A 17,802-nucleotide genomic window follows, 5' to 3' on the forward strand; every position below is an offset into this window, starting at 1 on the left:
GCGCGGTCCAAGGTACACAAAACGCCGTGACGCCGTGGGCGTTCAGTCCTTCCGGTCGCGCGCCCTCGCCCGGCGTTTCCCTTCGTGCATCGCCACGACCCGCGCGATCGGGATCGTGTGCCCCTGTTCGACGAGGTCGGCAGGCAAGGTCTGCGGCTCCGGCATCGAGTCGGCCCACGGATCCTTGCCGCCCAGCAGATCGGGCGCCGTGTACACGGTGAAATCGGCCGGAACCACGTTTTCGAGGTCGTCCCAGGCCACGGGGAAGGACACCGTCAGCCCCGGCCGCAGCCGCGGGCTGTACGCCGCCGCGACCGTGTTGCCGCCCGCCCGCGTCGAATCGAGGTACACCCTGCCCTCGCGGTCTTCCACGATGTACGCGGTGGTCGCGACCGACGGATCGAGCCGCTCCGCGCGGGCGGCGAGCGCGCGGGTCGCCGCCGCGACGTCTTCGAAGCCTTGTCCCGGCACCAGCGGGACGAAGATGTGCACTCCCTTGGAACCGCTGGTCTTCACCGTCCCGGCGAGCCCGGACTCGGCGAGCGCCTGGCGCACCAGCACCGCGGCCTTCACGACATGCGCGAAATCGTCGCCGGCGGGCGGATCCAGATCCAGCACGAGATGGGTCGGCCCCGCGTCGGCGTCCGTGGTCATCAACGTCGGGTGATATTCGACGGCGCGCTGGTTCGCGAACCACAGCAGCGTGCGCCGGTCGTCGCAGAGCGCGTACGACACCTGCCGCTTCGACGTCTCCGCCCAGATGCCGTATCGCTTCACCCAGTCGGGCGTGTACTTGGGCAGATTCTTCTGCATGAACGGGTCTTGGCCGCGCAGGATGCGGATCACCGAAAGCGGCCTGTTCGCCAGCACCGGTACGAAACGGTCCGCGACGGCGTCCAGATAGTCCACCAGATCGCGTTTGGTCGCGCCCTCGAACAAGGGCTGGTCGAGATTGGTCAGCTTGACGCCGTCCCGTTCGCACATGGGACGAGCCTGACACAAAAGCCTCGTGAGTGGTAATGACCGCGGGAACCGTCATTACCACTCACGAGCCCGGCCATTAACCGATGTTGGCGTCGATGCAGGCGTAGAACGCGTTCGCCGTGTCGTAAACGTTCCAGCGGGCGAGGATCTTGTGCCGCCCGCTCTGCTGCAGGTTGACGCTGTGGGTGACCGTGGCGCCCGGCTGCGCGCCGCCGTCGTTGAAGCTGGCGACCTTGGCGCCATCGACGAAGTACTCCCAAGTGCTGGTGCGGTGGCGAGCCGTCAGCGTCCACCGGAACGTGGTGGTACGGCCGAGGGAATGCACCTTCCAGCCCTTGCTGTCATCGTTGAGGTCCGCGAAACGGCCGACACCGCCGTTGCAGCTCATGAGACCCTTGGGGCCTTCGACACTTTGCGGCTCCCATTTGATGGAGCCACAGGAAACGGTGTTCTGGGCGCATTGCGCCTGCCTGCTCGCGGGCGAGGAAACGTAGCCGTGCGCGCTGGCCGTGCCCGCCGGGATCGCGACCAGGGCCGCCGGCACCATGGCCGCACCGGCCGCCAGGGTCAAAAGCCGTCGTTTGAAGCTCATGCCTACCCCTTTCCCATCTCTGCACCCGCCGACGGCCCGATCGGCGAACCCGTCCGTCGAGTCGAGGGGTTCCTGGGTCGTGGCGGGCGAAAACCACTGAAGGTTGGGACTCATCCGCCGAAGCGCCGAGCGGGCGAATGTGGTCTAGACCATAATTGGTTCAGACGACTCGGTCAAGAGTAACCAACCGGGCACTTGGAGTCGTGAAGATCGAACAGGGGTTGTCAAGCCGGACGATCAGCCCGCACCCAAACAGACGAACGGTCGCCGGAACGGATCAACGGCGATGGTGTCCGCCAAGGCGGTCGCCGGTCCGGCTCCGCCCGCGAGTCCGCGGTGGTAATCGTCCATCGCGGCCGCCGCGGCCTCGTCACCGACTCGGCTCAACGGCGCGATCACCGTGCGCGAACCGCTCGCGAGCAACGCGCTGGCGAAACCGAGTACCTCGTCCCCGGGCCGGATCCGGTTCAGCGCCAGTTCGCACGCCGCGAAGACGACCTGTGACGGCGGCTGCGCCAGCCCGGCCATCTCGTGCGCGAAAAGCGCGCCGTCGGCCAATTCCAGCCGGGAGAACAAGGCGTTCTCGGGCTCGTGCGCGCCGTGCGCGGCGATATGCGCGAGCTTCGCCCCGTCCAGCGCCCGCAAAACCGACGACACGGTCGCCTCGGCGCCGGCCAGCGTATGCGCGGTCCGGTAGTGCACGGCGAGTTTGTCCAGCTCGCCGCGGGTCCCGACGAGGCCGGGGCCACGGACGAGAACGACCTTCCGCGCGGAGGACACCGTCGACCGCGCCGCCCCCAGCCAGGCCGTCGCCGACGGGGCGACGACGATCGGCCGCGACCGCAGCGCCGGCAGCACTCCCCACGGGACCGCGAACAACGGGCCGGTCGGCACGACGATCAGGCCACGATCCCCGAGCAGCGCTTCGAGCGGCCGGATCAGCTGGGCGTCCAGCCGTTCGGCCTGTTTCCGCGCCGAACCGAGCACCGATTGGACCAGGGGCGCCGGCAGCTGATCCGGGGCGAGCGCGTCGAGGTCGACGTTCAGCATCCGCGCGGACTCCGCCGCCCGTGCGGCCGAACCGAGCCGCACCAGCTCGCACCGCCCGTCGACGACGACCATCGCCACCAGGTCGTCCCCCGACGACGCGAAACTCACCAGCGCGCGTTCGCCCAGCTCTTCGGCGACCTCCGCGAGCCGCGCGACCGGCCGTGGCCTGCCCCAGCGACCCGTATGCCACCCGAGCCGATGCGCCTCGCGCAACCGCTCGGCGTGCTTCGCCCGCAAGGCCGCCGTCGAATGTCCCTCGTGCTGCGCCTGGTGGATCGCCTGATCGAGCCCTCGGACCTCCCCGACCCGCTCGGCGAGCTCCGGATCGGCCGCGACAACTGGTTCGTACCGGTAACTTTGCGCCCGGGTCCGCTCCGTCCAGCCGAACAACCGGGCCGCGTCAGCCCGCTCCAGCACGATTTTGACGGCCAGATCCGCCAGCTCCCTGCCGTGCAGCGCCGTGCCGGACACCAGCTCGATGCCGCCCATCCGGTCGCGGACGCGGTCGAGTTCGGTGAGCCCGGCCCGGATCTCCGCCAGCGCCTTGGTCTTGTTCCCCTCGGCCACCGCGAGTTCCGCGCGGCAAAGCCTGCGCAACATCCGATAATCGACGGAAGTCAACCGCCCTGGCTGCGGAATCCGCGTGAGCAGCTCGGCGGCGCGCTTGCGTTTACCCTTCCGCAGCTCGACCCGGATGGCCAGCATCCGCGCCAGCGCGGCCTGATCGGCGAGCCGCGGCATCGGCATCCCGTTCGCCGCGCGCAGCGCACGCGACGTCAGGGTGGACGGGATTTCGTTGGTGCGCAAGGCTTCCTGCACGTCGGCTCGGAGGCCGACGATGGTCGCGTTGGCGACACAGGTCTGGCAGCCCCAGCGCAGCGTACGACGCCGGGCCGAAGCGGCGTACGTTCGCGCGAGCTCCAGATCATCGGTCATCAGCGCCGCGGACGCGCGGAACAACTCCACCCCGCCCAGATCCCTGGTGATACTCCGCTGTTCCAGCATCACCGGCAGGATCTCGTCGAGATGGGCTCCGGCCTCTTCGGCCAGGCCCGCGGTCAACAACGCTTCGGCCCGCTCCCACCTCAGCAGGGGCGGGATGTCCAGCTCGAGCGAGCGATAGATCCGCTCGCTTTCCTCGTAGAGCCGCAGCGCGGCGGGCACGTTCCCGACCCGGAGTTCGAGCGTGCCCAGCGGGCGGCGGACGTCCGCGGCCTGCGCCCGCAGGCCGTTCCGTTCCGCGAGTTCCACGGCGCTGACGAGATCTCGCCTCGCCCGGCGAACGTCGCCGAGCCTGGTGTAGGCGAGCCCCCGGGTGGTCAACGTGCCCAGGTAAGGGTCGAGCGAGGTCGAGGGATCCTTCGCCATGGCGAGCGCGGCCTCTTTGTGCGCCAGGGACGAGTCGAAATACGCCGTGCTTTCCTCGTTCCGCCCGACCGCCATGAGCAGGAGTCCGTAATTGTGGTCGAGCTGGCCGCGTAATTCCGCGTAGAGCCGGGGCTCGTCCACCGCTTTCAGCAAAAGTCGTACGTCGTCCAGACCGGCGAGACCGGAAGCGACGCCCCCGCTGGTCTCCGACCCCACGGTCGCGATACTGGAAGCCAGCCGGATCCGGGTGGCGAGCCAGTCGTGCCGCATCTGTTCGGCGACCGGATGGATGGAATCGAGCAACGCCATACCCCGGCGGAGCAGGAGGATTCCTTCGCGCTGACGGGCCGAACACGCGGCATCGATACCGGCGCGCTGGAGTTCGCGCGCCTTGCGAATGACCTCGATTTGATCGAGCTGTGTTACCGCCACTGATCTATGACAGCACACTCCGTAGCCGAGAGTCGCCCGCCACCGGTTCGAAACCGGGTGACGGGCGAACTTCTTCAGCCAGGAGCATTGCTCAGGGAGTGGGCGGCGGTGTTTGAGCGCATCCACCAGGGCAGTCCCGGACCCGTTCGTTCTGGTGCTCACAATCGGGACTGTGCCGGTGTTCTCCCTGGTCGGGCATGGGCTGAGCCGGGTCGGTCGGCTCCTCCTCGCCGATGGGGTCCTTGACGTCCGTAGGCGTCGACATTTGACGATCTCCTCCCCTGATGATCTTTTTTGTCGTATCAGGCAGCCCCATTACGGCCGCCCCCTCTGTTCACAGGCCCTCTTCCTGCGAACGGGGTAATAGTGCCACAACGGAGCAGTGATCGGGAGCTTTTACCTACACTGAGTTATCGGCGGCACCCAAAAGGGCGACGCCTGGTTAGCAAACCTCACGATCTCCACTCAATGGTCGTATCGACGTCCGTGAAGCGGCCCAGGAAAGATCATTTCACTGCGCCATCCAGCCTAAGATCCAAAACTTCTTGCGGCACAAGGGTTTCCGGCCGAAAAGGCGGGGAACTCGCCGCCTGTCGGGGGTTGACCGGCGAATATCCGGAGGAGATAACGATGCCCACATGGTTGGTCATCATCATCGTCATCGCCGCGATCCTGGCGGCGGGAGCGGCCGCTTGGTTCGTCATCGAAGGCCGGCGCAGGCGGCGATTGCGAGAGACGTTCGGGCCCGAATACGACCAGGCCGTCAAGGAACACGAAAGTCCGCGAGAAGCCGAACGTGAGCTTTCGTCGCGAGTGAAACGACATTCGGATCTCGACATCCGGCCGTTGCCGGAGACCACAAAGGACCGGTACGCGCAGGAATGGGCGCTGATCCAGGAACAGTTCGTCGACCGCCCGTCCGGCGCCGTCGTCGAGGCGGACCGGGTACTGGTCTCGTTGATGGCCGAACGCGGCTACCCGACCGAAGGGTACGACCAGCAGCTCGCCGATCTGTCCGTCCGGCACGCGAACGCGTTACGGCACTACCGCGCCGGGCACGACACGCTGGTGCGCCACCGGGAATCCGAAATGTCCACAGAGGACATGCGGGAAGCGATGAAGCACTACCGCGAAGTGTTCGAAGATCTGTTGACCGATGCCGGCGAAGGAGCGGAAAGCCATGGAAACCGAGGGAACGGAACGGCTCGACGAGGATCGGACCACTGACGGCGGAACCGAAGCCGAGGCGCGGACGTTGTTCGGAAACGTCGACGCCGCAAGGTTCCGCGACAGCTGGCAAGGTATCCAGACGGCCTTTGTGGACGATCCGCGGCGGGCGGTCGAGGAGGCCGACGAGCTCGTCGCGATGGTGATCCAGAACCTGGCCACGACCTTCGCGGACCACAAGAAGGAACTGGAATCCGCCTGGAGCCAAGGCGAACCGGCCACCGAGGACCTCCGGATCGCCTTTCGCCGCTACCGGTCGTTCTTCGACCAGTTGCTGAGCGCGTGACTCACGAGGCTTTCAGGCACCGGTGGTCGATCCGGGCCGCACGATCATCAGCACCGTCACCACGGCCCACAGCAGATTGAACATCCCGGTGTACATCGCCACCCGGCCGGCGGTGACCGGCGCCGACGGCGGCTCCGCGGCCAGCGCGGCGAGGATCGCGTTCTGCCCCGGTAGCACCAGCAACGCCAGCACACCGGCGGCCGCGGCGGTGAGCACGATCGACACGATCACCCACGCGTCACCGAAAACTCGCATGCTCCCCGCCGTCGCCAGCCCGAAGAACGGCACCGCGATACCGAAGATCGCGTAGACGTGGCAGATCCGGTTGAGCGCGCGCGGCACGGACAGGCCGGAGCCCGGTTCGGCGAAGGCCTTCCGTGCCGCGGCGGGGAACATGCTCGCCGCGACGGTGACCGGGCCGACCGCGATGACGGCGGCGAGTACGTGGAGGATCAAGAGGATTTTCGACACGCCACCGAGCCTATGATCGTCACCGCGGTGTCCGGTACCGGTGTTTTCGACGGATATCGCAGGATTCCGGCCATCCGGCTACGTCCGACGACGTACGCGTAGTGCCGCTCGTGAACGGATGTGGTGAAGGCCTCTCCCGGGACACCATTCGTCACCATGAACCTTCCCGTGGACACAGACGAACTCACGAAACGGTACGGCGAGCAGCTCGCCGTCGACCGGATGAAACTGACCGTGCTGCCCGGCGAGATCTACGGTTTCCTCGGCCCGAACGGCGCGGGCAAGACGACGACGTTGCGGATGCTGCTGGGCCTCGTCCGGCCGACTTCCGGCAGCGTCCGGTTGTTCGGCAGGCCGCCCGGCGACCGCGGTGACCTCGACGGGGTCGGCGCGCTGATCGAATCGCCGGGGTTCTACCCGTACCTGTCCGGCTCGGACAATCTCAAGATACTGGCCCGCTACAGCGGAACGGATCCGCTCCGCGTCGGCGAGGTGCTCGCGATGGTCGACCTCGCCGACCGTGGCAAGGACCGCTACTCCACCTATTCCCTCGGCATGAAGCAGCGGCTCGGTGTCGCGGCGGCGCTGCTGAAGGACCCGCGGCTGCTGATCCTCGACGAGCCGACGAACGGGCTCGACCCGGCCGGGATGGCCGATATGCGCGTGCTGATCCGGAGGCTCGGCGCGGAGGGCTGCACCGTGCTGCTGTCGAGCCATCTGCTCGGCGAGGTCCAGCAGATCTGCGACCGCGTCGGCGTCGTCTCGCACGGGCGGCTGGTCGCGGAGAACACGGTGGCCGAACTCCGCGGCGGCACGGTGCTGCACATCGAATCCGACGAGATCGCGCGCGCCGCCGGCCTGGTGCGGCGCTGGATCGGCGCGGAGAACGTGCGCGAGAGCGGGACCGGGCTCGATCTGACCGTCGACCCGGAACGCGCCTCGTGGCTGAACCGCGAACTCGTCACGGAAGGGATCGCGGTGCGTGAACTGCACGTCCGCGAACGGGATCTGGAACAGGTCTTCTTCGAGCTCACCGGAGAGGTGGCGGATCATGTGGGGTAGCTGCACCGCCGAGCTGGCGAAACTCGTCCGGCGCCCGGCGAACTGGTTCATGCTGGGGATCGCCGTCGCACTCGGCCTGACGTTCACCTACCTGCTGCCGCTCGCGGGCGCGGCGGGTTCATCGAGCGGGGCCCCCGGTACGGATCGCGGGCTGGCCGCGACCTTGCCGTCCAACCTGGTCGGCAACGCGATCGGCGGGCTGCCGGTGTTCCTCGGGGCGATCCTGCTCGTGCTCGGGGTGCTGGCAGTCGGCACCGAATACGGCTGGAGCACATGGAAGACCGTGCTGACGCAAGGACCTTCGCGGCTGACCGTCTACAGTGGAAAGTTGTTCGCGCTGGCCGTCGCGTCGCTGACCGTCGTGGTGACGAGCTTCGCCACCGGCGCGGTCACGAGCGCGCTCATCGCCTCGTCGGAAGGCGAGCCGATGAACTGGCCGTCGTTCGGCTCGCTGCTGACGGGGATCGGCGCGGGGTGGCTGATCGCGATGACCTGGGCGGCGCTCGGCGCGGCGCTCGCCATCGCGATGCGCGGGGTCGCGCTGCCGATCGGGCTCGGCCTGGTGTGGCTGCTGGTGGTGCAGAACCTGCTGTTCGGGGTCGCGGCCCCGCTGGTGGACTGGGTCGGGACGCTCCAGCTGGCGCTGCCGGGAGCCAACGCCGGTTCGCTGGCGGCGTCGCTCGGCGCTTCGGGCGCGACGCCGGGGGTCGGGGAACTCGTCAGCGCCTCGCAGGCGACGCTGGTGGTGGCCGGCTACCTGGTGGTCTTCGCCGGTCTCGGCGGCTGGCTGCTGCGGCGCCGGGATGTCCTCTGAAAGCGCGTGAAGGCCCCCTTCCCTCGGCTGAGCAGAGGGAAGGGGGCCTTCACGCGGGAGGTCAGGCGAGGGCGTCGAGGTCCGCCAAGACGTCCGCGGGCAATTCGAGCTTCGCGGCGGCGACGTTCTCACGCAGGTGCGCCGGCGACGACGTGCCCGGGATCAGCAGGATGTTCGGCGACCGCTGGAGCAGCCACGCGAGCGCGACCTGCATCGGCGTCGCGCCGACCCGCCGGGCGCAGTCGTCGAGTACGCCGGATTGCAGCGGCGTGAACCCGCCGAGCGGGAAGTACGGCACGAACGGGATATTGATGGCCGCGAGGGCGTCGAGAAGCCCGTCGTTGGCGCGGTTCGCGACGTTGTACTCGTTCTGCACGCAGACGACCGGCGCGATGGCACGCGCTTCCTTGACCTGCTCCGCCGAGACATGGCTCAGGCCGAGGTGCCGGATCAGGCCCTGCTGCTGAAGCTCGGCGAGCACCTCGAACGGCTCCGTGATCGAGACCGGGATCGGGAAGACGCCGTGCTCCCCCGCGAGCCGCAGGTTGACCACGTCGAGGACGTCGAGGCCGAGGTTGCGCAGGTTGTCGTGGACCGCGGAGGTCAGCTCCTCCCGCGAGAGCGCCGACGGCCAGCCCTTGTCCGGAGACCGCTTCGCGCCGACCTTCGTGACGATGTGCAGCTCGTCCGGGTACGGATGCAGCGCCTCGCGGATCAGCTCGTTGGTCGTGTGCGGACCGTAGAAGTCGCTCGTGTCGATATGGGTGACGCCCAGCTCGACCGCCTCGCGGAGGACGGCGATCGCGGCGTCGCGGTCGCTCGGCGGCCCCCAGATGCCGGGGCCGGACAGCCGCATGGCGCCGTAGCCCATCCGGCTCACGGTGAGATCGCCGAGGGTGAGGGTGCCGCCTGGGCTCATGGTCGCTCCTTGTGCGAGTGGGTTCCACTCACCTTATGCAGGTTCTCCCCGGCCCGGCGCAGGCGGGAAGGGAGCAAGGGACCTTTGCTCCCACTCGGGGCGCTGACCTGCGCGAACAGCCAGGCCGACCAGCTGGTTCGCCAGCCCTTCGGTCAATCCGTGGACGAACATCGCGTGGCCGGCGGGCGCTCCGCGTTCGGCCAGGACCGTCGCCACGGCCTCGCCTGGGTTCGCGTAGGGCCACAGTCCCGCGACGAGGATGAAGACGGCCTTCGCGAAATACCCGGCGGTTTCGGCGTCCAGCACCACTTGGGCGCGGACGATTTCGGCGAGCCGTTCGGTCCGTTCACCGGCCCGCGTCTTGAACGTCCGCGCGGTCTCCACGGAGATGTTGCGTTCCAGTACGGCGGCCATCGTGCTGATCAGCTCGCACAGCAGGCGCTGCCGCGAGATCGACGTCGCGATGACCGTCGCGACTCGCTCGTAGCCGGGGCCGTCGAGGGCGCTTAGCTCGCCTTCGAGTTCGTCGAGCCACGAGACCCAGACCGAGTCGAGGACTTCCAGGAAGATCGCCTCCCGGCTGTCGAAGTACCGCAGCACGTTCGACTTCGCCAGGCCTACCCGATCGCTCAGTTCCCGCAGGCTGATCCGGGAGACGGGCCGCTCCGCCAGGAGTTCGCGCGCCACACCGAGGATCGCCGCGCGCCTGGCCTCGACCTGTTCCGGCCGCCGTGCGCGCTGGAAGTCGGGGGCCACGCGGCGCACGGTACCAGACCACCCGGCTGTTATTCGGCGTTCGCGGCCCTCCGCGCTTGCACCCGCTTGTAGCTCCAGATCAGCAACGCGAACAGGATGAGCCCGGAAATGATCAGGCTCGACCCCGTGCTCCAGCCGCCGAGCGGCAGGCCGGGCACGAGGCCCCAGACGACCCCCGCGGCCAGCAGCCCGAGCCCCGCCAGCACCGAACCCGCGATGCGCAGCGGAGACGAGACACTGTCCTCGGCCGCCTTCATCGCCCTGTCGCGGATCGGATCGACGTACTTCTCCACCGCGGGGAACTCCGAGGCCAGCACGAGCAGCCCCGCCAGCACCAGCAGCAGCCCGGGCCCGGGCAGCACGAGAAGGGCGATACCGACCGCCAGCAGGATGATGCCCGCGATCAGGATCAGGACCTGCTTCACGGGTTTTCCGATACCCACCGTCGTCTCCTCGCCGTCGTCCGTTCCCCTCGATTGTGCCGGTCGAGACGGGAAAGCGCTGGTCCTGATGGTCTGTTTCGGAGGAGACCGTTCGTCGGGGTGATGAACTGTTCAGCCCAAGGAGGACCGATGCGCTACATGTTGCTGATCTGCGGAACGCCGTTCCCCGGCGCGGACGACTGCGACGACCCGCTGGACGAGCGGACACAGGAATGGGTCGACGAGATGACCGCACGCGGAGTGCGGTTGTCCGGCAGCAGGCTCCGGTCGGCGGCCACCGCGACCACCGTGCGCCACCGCGACGGCGAACTGCTCGTCTCGGACGGGCCGTTCGCGGAGACGAAGGAACAGATCCTCGGCTACGACCTGATCGAGTGCGCCGATCTCGACGAGGCGATCGAGATCGGGTCGAAGCATCCGGTCGCGAAGTTCGCGACCATCGAGATCCGGCCGATCTGGCCGACCCCCTGAACGACAGGATGCCCCCGACGTGGCATCGGGGACGTCTCTGTCGGTGTGTATATGTGCGGTTTTCGATGGGGGTCGGTATTCGCCTGCCTGCTGGGCTTGGCCCCGTCCCGCTGTCGTGGTGGAGCCGATGTCGACGAGTGGGGAGGATTGGGGACGTTCAGTGTCCCCAATCCTCCGTTGATCAAGCTCCGAGACCCGAGCACCCATCGACGATGTGGGAATCGGGACACTCAACGTCCCGATTCCCACATCGTCACCACCAGGACACGCCAACCCTTGTACTGGTCGAGTGATTCGAGCGTGGAGGATTCGGGACACTCAACGTCCCAAATCCTCCACATCCGGCCATGCCGCGGGGAGCCTCCCATGTTGATCAAGCTCCGAGATCCGAGCGCCCCTTCGACGACCGCCGGCCGGTCCGTCCTAACGCTCCACATCAGTGCCTGCGAACAGGGCCCCGACCTGCGGAGTGGTAGCAAAGGTCCCTTGCTCACTCCCCCGCGCGCAGCAGCTCCTCGAACGGCACGAACCCGCTCTCCGGCGCCGCCGCCGTCCCCTCCTCCGAAGACAGCCGGGAGGCGAGCTCCCGCCCGGCCCGCGACGCCCGCTTGTCGAGATCGCCCGGAGACGCCCAGTCCGACGAAGCCGCGTACACCGCCGTCGCGACAGGCTCGGCGCGAAGGTAGGCGAAGAGCGGACGCAGCGCGAAGTCGAGCACCAGCGAGTGCCGTTCGGTCCCGCCGGTGGCCCCGATCAGCACCGGCTTCCCGTCGAGCACTTTCTGGTCCAGCACGTCGAAGAACGACTTGAACAGCCCGCTGTACGACGCGGTGAACACCGGCGTCACGGCGATCAGGCCGTCCGCGGTGGTCACCGTGTCGATGGCCGCCCGCAGCGCCGGGGAAGGAAACCCGGTCAGCATGTTCTTCGTGACGTCGACGGCCAGATCGCGGAGCTCGATCACCTCGATCTTCACGTCCGGCAGCGCGACGGAAACCGCCGCCGCGAGTTTGTCGGCGAGCAGCCGCGTCGAGGACGGCTGGCTCAAACCCGCGGTCACCACCGCGATCGTCGTCATGCCAAGACCTCCGAAAGAGAAGCGTGCGTGGGAGCCTCGGGCACGTGCGCCGGGCGAAGCGAGTCGAGTTCCTTGCGCAGCACCGGGATCACGTGCTCGCCCAGCAGGTCGAGCTGTTCCAGCACGGTCTTCAACGGCAGTCCCGCATGGTCCATCAGGAACAGCTGACGCTGGTAGTCGCCGAAGTGCTCGCGGAAGGTCAGCGTCTTGTCGATCACCTCTTGCGGGCTGCCGACGGTCAGCGGCGTCTGCTCGGTGAACTCCTCCAGCGACGGTCCGTGCCCGTACACCGGCGCGTTGTCGAAGTACGGCCGGAACTCCCGCACCGCGTCCTGCGACTTGGGCCGCAGGAACACCTGGCCGCCCAGTCCGACGATGGCCTGGTCCGCCTTGCCGTGCCCGTAGTGCTCGTACCGCTCGCGGTACAGGTTGATCAGCGCCTGGAAGTGCTCCTTCGGCCAGAAGATGTGGTTCGCGAAGAACCCGTCGCCGTAGTAGGCGGCCTGTTCCGCGATCTCCGGGCTGCGGATCGAACCGTGCCAGACGAACGGCGGGACACCGTCGAGCGGTCGCGGGGTCGAGGTGAACTCCTGCAGCGGCGTCCGGAACTTGCCGGACCAGCTGACCACGTCCTCGCGCCACAACCGGTGCAGCAGGTGGTAGTTCTCGATGGCGAGCGGGATCCCCTGCCGGATGTCCTGCCCGAACCACGGGTACACCGGGCCGGTGTTGCCGCGCCCCATCATCAGGTCGACGCGGCCGTCGGCGAGATGCTGCAGCATCGCGAAGTCCTCGGCGATCTTCACCGGGTCGTTCGTGGTGATCAGCGTGGTCGAGGTGGAAAGGATGATCTTCGACGTCTGCGCGGCGATGTAGCCGAGCATCGTCGTCGGCGAAGAAGGCACGAAGGGCGGGTTGTGGTGCTCGCCGGTCGCGAAGACGTCGAGGCCGACTTCTTCGGCCTTGAGCGCGATCCGCACCATCGCCTTGATCCGCTCGTACTCGCTGGGCGCCTCCCCGGTGGTCGGGTCGGTCGTCACATCGCCCACCGTGAAGATTCCGAACTGCATGACCTGCTCCCTGGGCCGGGGTTACTTTGCTTGAGCGTTCAACCTCACGCGCGCAAGAAGTATTCCAGACCATCGGCGCAAGCCGAAAGGGTGACTTGATCGGCCCGGAAAGTGACCGCCCCCACACTCGAATCCATGTGGCTCACTTCCCTGCTTGTGACAACGTTGACATTCACTCTCACGCCGGCCACCACCACTCCCGAACCCGCCGTCGCGGCGACGATCTGCGCCAAGTACTGCGACGGCCGCGACCCCGCCTTGGCCGTCGGCGAAAGAAGACCCGGCACGGCGTCCGTCTGGGGGCGCGCCATCACGCTGCACCTCTCCGATGGCGACGACATGGGCTGGGGCAGCATCACGAACGGCGACCCCGGCGACGAAGTCTGGCTCGACCGCTCCTTCGACGGCGGCCGCACGTGGGCGGGCGACAGCCGGATCGGCGACACGAAGATCCCCGGCGGCCAACGCGGCTGGCGCACCCTGATGTTCAACGTCGACGACCCCGCCACCCACCGCTTCGGCGCCCTGCGCGCCTGCGGAAAGGCGGGCAACCGCCCGGAAATCGCCTGCACGCAGTGGTTCCGCACCACCGTCGCCGCCAAGGACCGCACCGAAGCCGCGGCCACCGCGCTCATGCAGTTCTACGACAACGGCACCGGCCTCTGGCAGACCACGGGCTGGTGGAACTCGGCGAACGCGCTCACCGCGATCCTCGACTACAGCACGCGAACCGGCTCGCAGAACTACCGCTACGCCATCGGCAACACCTTCGACCGCAACCGCGGCGACAACTTCACGAACGAATACATCGACGACACGGGCTGGTGGGCGCTCGCCTGGATCCGCGCCTACGACCTCACGAAGGACCGCCGCTACCTCGACACCGCCGTCATCGCGGCGGACTACATGTACTCCTACCGCGACGGGACCTGCGGCGGCGGGCTCTGGTGGTCGACCGCGAAGACGTACAAGAACGCCGTCACCAACGAGCTGTACGTCAAGGTGGCCGCTTCACTGCACAACCGGCTCCCCGGCGACACGCGCCAGCTCGGGCGGGCACGCGAGGTCTGGGACTGGTTCCGCGCGAGCGGCATGATCAACGGGAGCGCGCTGGTCAACGACGGCCTGAACTCCGCCTGCGCCAACAACGGCCAGGCCGTCTGGAGTTACAACCAGGGAATCGTCCTCGGCGCGCTGGTCGAACTCCAGCGCGCGACCGGCGACGCCGCCCTGCTCACCACGGCCCGGCGGCTCGCGGACGCCTCCACCACGACGTCGCTCCTGCACTCGAACGGGATCCTGCGCGACCCGTGCGAGTCCGGTGATTGCGGCGCCGACGGACCGTCGTTCAAGGGTGCGTACGCCAGGGGGCTCGGCGAGCTGGACCGGGCACTGACGGGCAGGCCGTACCGCGCTTACCTGACGCGCCAAGCGAACTCGACGATCGCGTCCAACCGCACGTCGCTCGATCAGCACGGCCTGCGCTGGGCGGGACCGGTCGACAAGATCGACGCCGCCCGTCAGCACAGCGCGCTGGAGGTCCTCACGGCGACTCTCTGAGAACCGGCTCCGGGACGTGCAACCAGGCTCGGACCTCGGTCTCCTTCTCGTGCACGAGCACCTGCCGGTAGCTCATCGTGTCGAGACCGGGGCCGCCCTGGTCCTGGACGTCCTCGTGGAACCGGTCCGACACGAGCACCACCACCGGCGACTCGTCCGGCGCTTCGGCGAGCGCGTCCCGCAGCACGCGCGAGTCCAGCAGCCGGGCGAGCAGCACCTTCGGCCGTCCCGTCACGCCGTACTCGTCGAGCGCGATCTCGCCGGCGTGGATCGCCACCCGCACGCGGATCCGCAGGCCGGGCTCGGTGACGACGTTGTACCGGGCCAGTTCCGCGGTCAGCCGGGAGAGCAGCGGGTACACCAGGCGGAACTTCGGGAAATGCGGCGGGACCACGACGATCATGCCGTCGCCGGTGTCCCGCTTCAGGCAGGCGTCCCAGGCGATCCCGCTGGCCTCGAAGGCGGTGGCGAGCAGGCCGAAGAGCATCCGCCGGACCTGGACGAAGATCTCGCTGCTGCGTCCGACCTGGCCGAAACCGGAGATGTCGATCGAGAACAACCCGCAGTGCATGCCGGACTCGACCCACGCCGTCGGCGGCGGATAGAGGATCTTCTTCCGCAACAGCGCGAGGTGGACGCAGGTCACGGTGACGAACAGAATGGTGCCGAAGAGCCAGGCGAACGAGAGCATCGCTTCCGACTCGCCCTCCGACGCCGCCCGCTCCAGCAGGAACGTCATCGCGACGGCGATGCCGCCGTAGCCCAGCACGAACAGCCAGAGGATGCCTCGCCGCAGCCGGATCGCGGCGTGCGCGACCGGTAGCAGCGCGAGCATGCCGAACGACCCGACGACCACCACGAAATACCAGAGACTCACGACGCGTTGTGCGGTCGAGACGCGTGTGGGACCGGTTCCGACGGCCACCTTGTTCCCCCCGTCACCCTGTGACACCGGAAACGATAACGCCTCATCCGAGCACTGAGGAAGCCGCTTTCCCCAGCCGTGACCCGGCCATCGGGACAGGGTGATGCGCCACACCGGGGGGCTCGGGAGAACGAAGCTGTCGGAGGGGGCGGATATCCTCCAGTACGGTGTCGCGTTGAACACCACCTCCACGAGCTAGTTCGCGAGCCACGACTCCAGGAGAAGTACCCAGTGACTGCTGAGACCCTGTACGGGGCCGACGACCTGACGCATCTCGAGGGTCTGGAAGCGGTCCGCAAGCGCCCCGGTATGTACATCGGCTCCACCGACAGCCGCGGTATCAACCACCTGTTCTCCGAGGTCGTGGACAACTCGACCGACGAGGGTGTGGCGGGTCACGCCACGAAGATCGTGGTCACCCTGCACGCCGACGGCAGCGTCCAGGTCGACGACGACGGCCGCGGCATCCCCACGGGCACGCACGCCAAATCCGGTTTGTCCGGTGTCGAGCTGGTGCTGACCAGGCTGCACGCGGGCGGCAAGTTCGGCGGCTCCGGCTACAAGACCTCCGGTGGCCTGCACGGTGTCGGCGCCTCGGCGGTGAACGCGCTGTCGCACCGCTTCGACGTCACGGTGAAGCAGAGCGGCAAGGTCCACCAGATGTCGTTCGCGCACGGCGTCCCCGGCGTGTTCGACGGGCCCGGCCCGAAGGCCAAGTTCACCCGCAAGTCCGGGCTGAACATCACCGGCAAGATGAAGCGCGGCGAGCGCTCCGGCACGTCGATCCGGTACTGGTACGACTCGCGCTACTTCGAGAGCGGCGCCGCGCTCGACGTCGAGGGTGTCCGCGCGAAGATGCGCAACACCGCCTTCCTGGTCCCCGGCGTCACGTACGTACTGCGCACCGCCGTCGACGACTCGATCAGCGAAGAAACCTTCCATTTCCCCAACGGCCTCGCCGACATGGTCGACTTCCTCGCCCCGTCCGACGAGAAGGCCGTCTGCGGCACGCTGATCATCAACGGCGAGGGCACGTACAAGGAGAACGCCGCCGACGCCAGCGGCGTGATGCAGTCCAATGTGGAGCGTCACGCCGAGGTCGAGGTCGCGTTGCGGTGGGGCACGGGCTACGAGCGCACGGTGGAGTGCTTCACCAACACCATCCGCAACGTGCACGGCGGCACCCATCGCCGCGGGTTCGACCGCGCGGTGCTGAAAGCCTTGCAGGACGCCATTTCCAAAACCCGCGGGCTGCTCAAGCCCAAGGAGGACATGCCGACCGTCGAGGACGTGCTCGAAGGTATGACGGCGGTCGTCCACGTCCGGCTGCCGGAGCCGCAGTTCACCTCGCAGACCAAGGACGAGCTGTCCACCGCCGGTATCACCCGCGTCATCCAGGGCATCGTCGACAAGCACATCCGGTCCTGGACCGAGGAGCGCAAGACCAAGTCCGAGGCGAAGATCGTGCTGCAGAAGGTGGTCGACGCGGCACGCGTCCGGCTCACCCAGAAGCAGCAGAAGGACGCCGCCCGGCGCAAGACCGCGCTCGAAGGCGCGGCCATGCCGCCGAAGCTGGTCGACTGCCGCACCACCGGCGTCTCCCGCAGTGAACTGTTCCTCGTCGAGGGTGACAGCGCGCTCGGTTCGGCGCGGATGGCGCGCGTCTCGGAGTACCAGGCGCTGCTTCCCTTGCGCGGCAAGATCCTCAACGTCCAGAAGGCGTCGCTCGGCGACACCTTGAAGAACGCCGAGATCGCCTCCATCGTCCAGGTGCTCGGCGCGGGCAGCGGACGGACCTTCGATCTGTCGACCATGCGCTACGGCCGGGTGATCCTGATGGCCGACGCGGATGTCGACGGTTCGCATATCCGGACGCTGCTGATCACGCTGTTCGCCAAGTACATGCGGCCGGTCATCGAGGACGGCAGGCTGTACGCCGCGATGCCGCCGCTGCACAAACTGGTCACCAAGGGCCGCAACCCGGAAACCCACTTCACCTTCACCCAGAAGGAGATGGAGACCAAGTACGCGGAGCTGGAACGGTCGGGCAAGCAGATCGTCACGCCGGTGCCGCGGTTCAAGGGTCTCGGCGAGATGGACGCCGACGAACTGTGGGACACCACGATGAACCCGGCCACCCGCTCGGTCCGCCGCATCACCCTCGACGACGTCGAAGCCGCGGAGACCGCGCTCGAACTGTTGATGGGCGAAAAGGTCGAACCGCGCCGCAACTGGCTGGTCGAATCCTCCGACCGGGTCGACCGCGAAGCCATCGACGCCTGATTTCGTTGCTA

17 protein-coding genes are annotated in these 17,802 nt (G+C 67.8%); 7 read left to right on the forward strand and 10 right to left on the reverse strand.

Annotated elements, in window-relative coordinates:
- Positions 1-42: 42 nt before the first annotated feature.
- From ACIBTM_RS43920 to ACIBTM_RS43930, 3 genes are all read right to left on the reverse strand, one after another.
- Positions 43-984 (reverse strand): DNA polymerase domain-containing protein, encoded by a 942-nt coding sequence (locus ACIBTM_RS43920; RefSeq protein WP_395883058.1) that lies wholly within the window; start codon positions 982-984, stop codon positions 43-45.
- Between the two features lie 76 nt (positions 985-1,060).
- Complete coding sequence (locus tag ACIBTM_RS43925; protein WP_360097590.1) at positions 1,061-1,576, reverse strand: lytic polysaccharide monooxygenase auxiliary activity family 9 protein; 516 nt, start codon at positions 1,574-1,576, stop codon at positions 1,061-1,063.
- 237 nt (positions 1,577-1,813) lie between these two features.
- Positions 1,814-4,426, reverse strand: coding sequence for a CHAT domain-containing protein (locus tag ACIBTM_RS43930; RefSeq protein WP_395883059.1), 2,613 nt, complete (start codon positions 4,424-4,426; stop codon positions 1,814-1,816).
- Positions 4,427-5,056: 630 nt separating this feature from the next.
- On the opposite strand from ACIBTM_RS43930, the gene ACIBTM_RS43935 reads away from it, so the two are divergent.
- Positions 5,057-5,653, forward strand: coding sequence for a hypothetical protein (locus tag ACIBTM_RS43935; protein ID WP_395883060.1), 597 nt, complete (start codon positions 5,057-5,059; stop codon positions 5,651-5,653).
- Complete coding sequence (locus ACIBTM_RS43940) at positions 5,607-5,939, forward strand: hypothetical protein (RefSeq protein WP_395883061.1); 333 nt, start codon at positions 5,607-5,609, stop codon at positions 5,937-5,939. Before ACIBTM_RS43935 ends, ACIBTM_RS43940 begins: the two co-directional genes overlap by 47 nt.
- 12 nt (positions 5,940-5,951) lie before the next feature.
- On the opposite strand, the gene ACIBTM_RS43945 is transcribed toward ACIBTM_RS43940, so the two are convergent.
- Positions 5,952-6,410 (reverse strand): hypothetical protein, encoded by a 459-nt coding sequence (locus tag ACIBTM_RS43945; RefSeq protein ID WP_395883062.1) that lies wholly within the window; start codon positions 6,408-6,410, stop codon positions 5,952-5,954.
- A gap of 156 nt (positions 6,411-6,566) precedes the next feature.
- Here ACIBTM_RS43945 and ACIBTM_RS43950 point away from each other — a divergent pair, with 156 nt between their 5' ends.
- Positions 6,567-7,472 (forward strand): ABC transporter ATP-binding protein, encoded by a 906-nt coding sequence (locus tag ACIBTM_RS43950; protein WP_395883063.1) that lies wholly within the window; start codon positions 6,567-6,569, stop codon positions 7,470-7,472.
- Positions 7,462-8,286, forward strand: coding sequence for an ABC transporter permease (locus ACIBTM_RS43955; protein WP_395883064.1), 825 nt, complete (start codon positions 7,462-7,464; stop codon positions 8,284-8,286). The genes ACIBTM_RS43950 and ACIBTM_RS43955 overlap by 11 nt, the downstream gene beginning before the upstream one ends.
- Before the next feature lie 61 nt (positions 8,287-8,347).
- On the opposite strand, the gene ACIBTM_RS43960 is transcribed toward ACIBTM_RS43955, so the two are convergent.
- Genes ACIBTM_RS43960 through ACIBTM_RS43970 form a run of 3 tightly spaced genes read right to left on the reverse strand, consistent with a single transcriptional unit; the run spans position 8,348 to position 10,404 of the window.
- Complete coding sequence (locus tag ACIBTM_RS43960) at positions 8,348-9,205, reverse strand: aldo/keto reductase family oxidoreductase (RefSeq protein WP_395883065.1); 858 nt, start codon at positions 9,203-9,205, stop codon at positions 8,348-8,350.
- A 33-nt stretch (positions 9,206-9,238) separates the two neighbouring features.
- A complete protein-coding gene (locus ACIBTM_RS43965) occupies positions 9,239-9,970 on the reverse strand; it encodes a TetR family transcriptional regulator (protein ID WP_395883066.1) in 732 nt (243 codons plus the stop codon).
- Between the two features lie 20 nt (positions 9,971-9,990).
- A complete protein-coding gene (locus ACIBTM_RS43970; protein ID WP_395883067.1) occupies positions 9,991-10,404 on the reverse strand; it encodes a PGPGW domain-containing protein in 414 nt (137 codons plus the stop codon).
- Positions 10,405-10,533: 129 nt separating this feature from the next.
- Here ACIBTM_RS43970 and ACIBTM_RS43975 point away from each other — a divergent pair, with 129 nt between their 5' ends.
- A complete protein-coding gene (locus tag ACIBTM_RS43975) occupies positions 10,534-10,875 on the forward strand; it encodes a YciI family protein (protein WP_395883068.1) in 342 nt (113 codons plus the stop codon).
- Positions 10,876-11,365: 490 nt separating this feature from the next.
- On the opposite strand, the gene ACIBTM_RS43980 is transcribed toward ACIBTM_RS43975, so the two are convergent.
- Together ACIBTM_RS43980 and ACIBTM_RS43985 are read right to left on the reverse strand one after the other, a co-directional pair.
- Complete coding sequence (locus ACIBTM_RS43980; protein WP_395883069.1) at positions 11,366-11,953, reverse strand: FMN reductase; 588 nt, start codon at positions 11,951-11,953, stop codon at positions 11,366-11,368.
- Positions 11,950-13,023, reverse strand: a complete 1,074-nt coding sequence (locus ACIBTM_RS43985) for an LLM class flavin-dependent oxidoreductase (protein WP_395883070.1) — start codon at positions 13,021-13,023, stop codon at positions 11,950-11,952. The genes ACIBTM_RS43980 and ACIBTM_RS43985 overlap by 4 nt, the downstream gene beginning before the upstream one ends.
- A gap of 135 nt (positions 13,024-13,158) precedes the next feature.
- Here ACIBTM_RS43985 and ACIBTM_RS43990 point away from each other — a divergent pair, with 135 nt between their 5' ends.
- Positions 13,159-14,583, forward strand: coding sequence for a glycoside hydrolase family 76 protein (locus ACIBTM_RS43990; protein ID WP_395883071.1), 1,425 nt, complete (start codon positions 13,159-13,161; stop codon positions 14,581-14,583).
- On the opposite strand, the gene ACIBTM_RS43995 is transcribed toward ACIBTM_RS43990, so the two are convergent.
- The gene (locus ACIBTM_RS43995; protein WP_395883072.1) at positions 14,567-15,508 is read right to left on the reverse strand and encodes a hypothetical protein; all 942 of its coding nucleotides are present in this window, start codon (positions 15,506-15,508) and stop codon (positions 14,567-14,569) included. The two genes, ACIBTM_RS43990 and ACIBTM_RS43995, sit on opposite strands and share 17 nt — an antisense overlap.
- 231 nt (positions 15,509-15,739) lie before the next feature.
- On the opposite strand from ACIBTM_RS43995, the gene ACIBTM_RS44000 reads away from it, so the two are divergent.
- A complete protein-coding gene (locus ACIBTM_RS44000) occupies positions 15,740-17,791 on the forward strand; it encodes a type IIA DNA topoisomerase subunit B (protein WP_395883073.1) in 2,052 nt (683 codons plus the stop codon).
- The last annotated feature ends 11 nt before the right edge of the window (positions 17,792-17,802 follow it).

Source organism: Amycolatopsis sp. NPDC049868, assembly GCF_044461365.1.
GTDB lineage: Bacteria > Actinomycetota > Actinomycetes > Mycobacteriales > Pseudonocardiaceae > Amycolatopsis.

Excerpts from the sequence above, each read along its gene's own strand:
- ACIBTM_RS43980 (WP_395883069.1), bottom strand. The coding sequence starts at position 11,953 with ATGACGACGATCGCGGTGGTGACCGCGGGTTTGAGCCAGCCGTCCTCG.
- ACIBTM_RS43975 (WP_395883068.1), top strand. The coding sequence starts at position 10,534 with ATGCGCTACATGTTGCTGATCTGCGGAACGCCGTTCCCCGGCGCGGAC.
- ACIBTM_RS43990 (WP_395883071.1), top strand. The coding sequence starts at position 13,159 with ATGTGGCTCACTTCCCTGCTTGTGACAACGTTGACATTCACTCTCACG.
- ACIBTM_RS43960 (WP_395883065.1), bottom strand. The coding sequence starts at position 9,205 with ATGAGCCCAGGCGGCACCCTCACCCTCGGCGATCTCACCGTGAGCCGG.
- ACIBTM_RS43955 (WP_395883064.1), top strand. The coding sequence starts at position 7,462 with ATGTGGGGTAGCTGCACCGCCGAGCTGGCGAAACTCGTCCGGCGCCCG.
- ACIBTM_RS43920 (WP_395883058.1), bottom strand. The coding sequence starts at position 984 with ATGTGCGAACGGGACGGCGTCAAGCTGACCAATCTCGACCAGCCCTTG.
- ACIBTM_RS43985 (WP_395883070.1), bottom strand. The coding sequence starts at position 13,023 with ATGCAGTTCGGAATCTTCACGGTGGGCGATGTGACGACCGACCCGACC.
- ACIBTM_RS43940 (WP_395883061.1), top strand. The coding sequence starts at position 5,607 with ATGGAAACCGAGGGAACGGAACGGCTCGACGAGGATCGGACCACTGAC.
- ACIBTM_RS43935 (WP_395883060.1), top strand. The coding sequence starts at position 5,057 with ATGCCCACATGGTTGGTCATCATCATCGTCATCGCCGCGATCCTGGCG.
- ACIBTM_RS43925 (WP_360097590.1), bottom strand. The coding sequence starts at position 1,576 with ATGAGCTTCAAACGACGGCTTTTGACCCTGGCGGCCGGTGCGGCCATG.
- ACIBTM_RS43950 (WP_395883063.1), top strand. The coding sequence starts at position 6,567 with ATGAACCTTCCCGTGGACACAGACGAACTCACGAAACGGTACGGCGAG.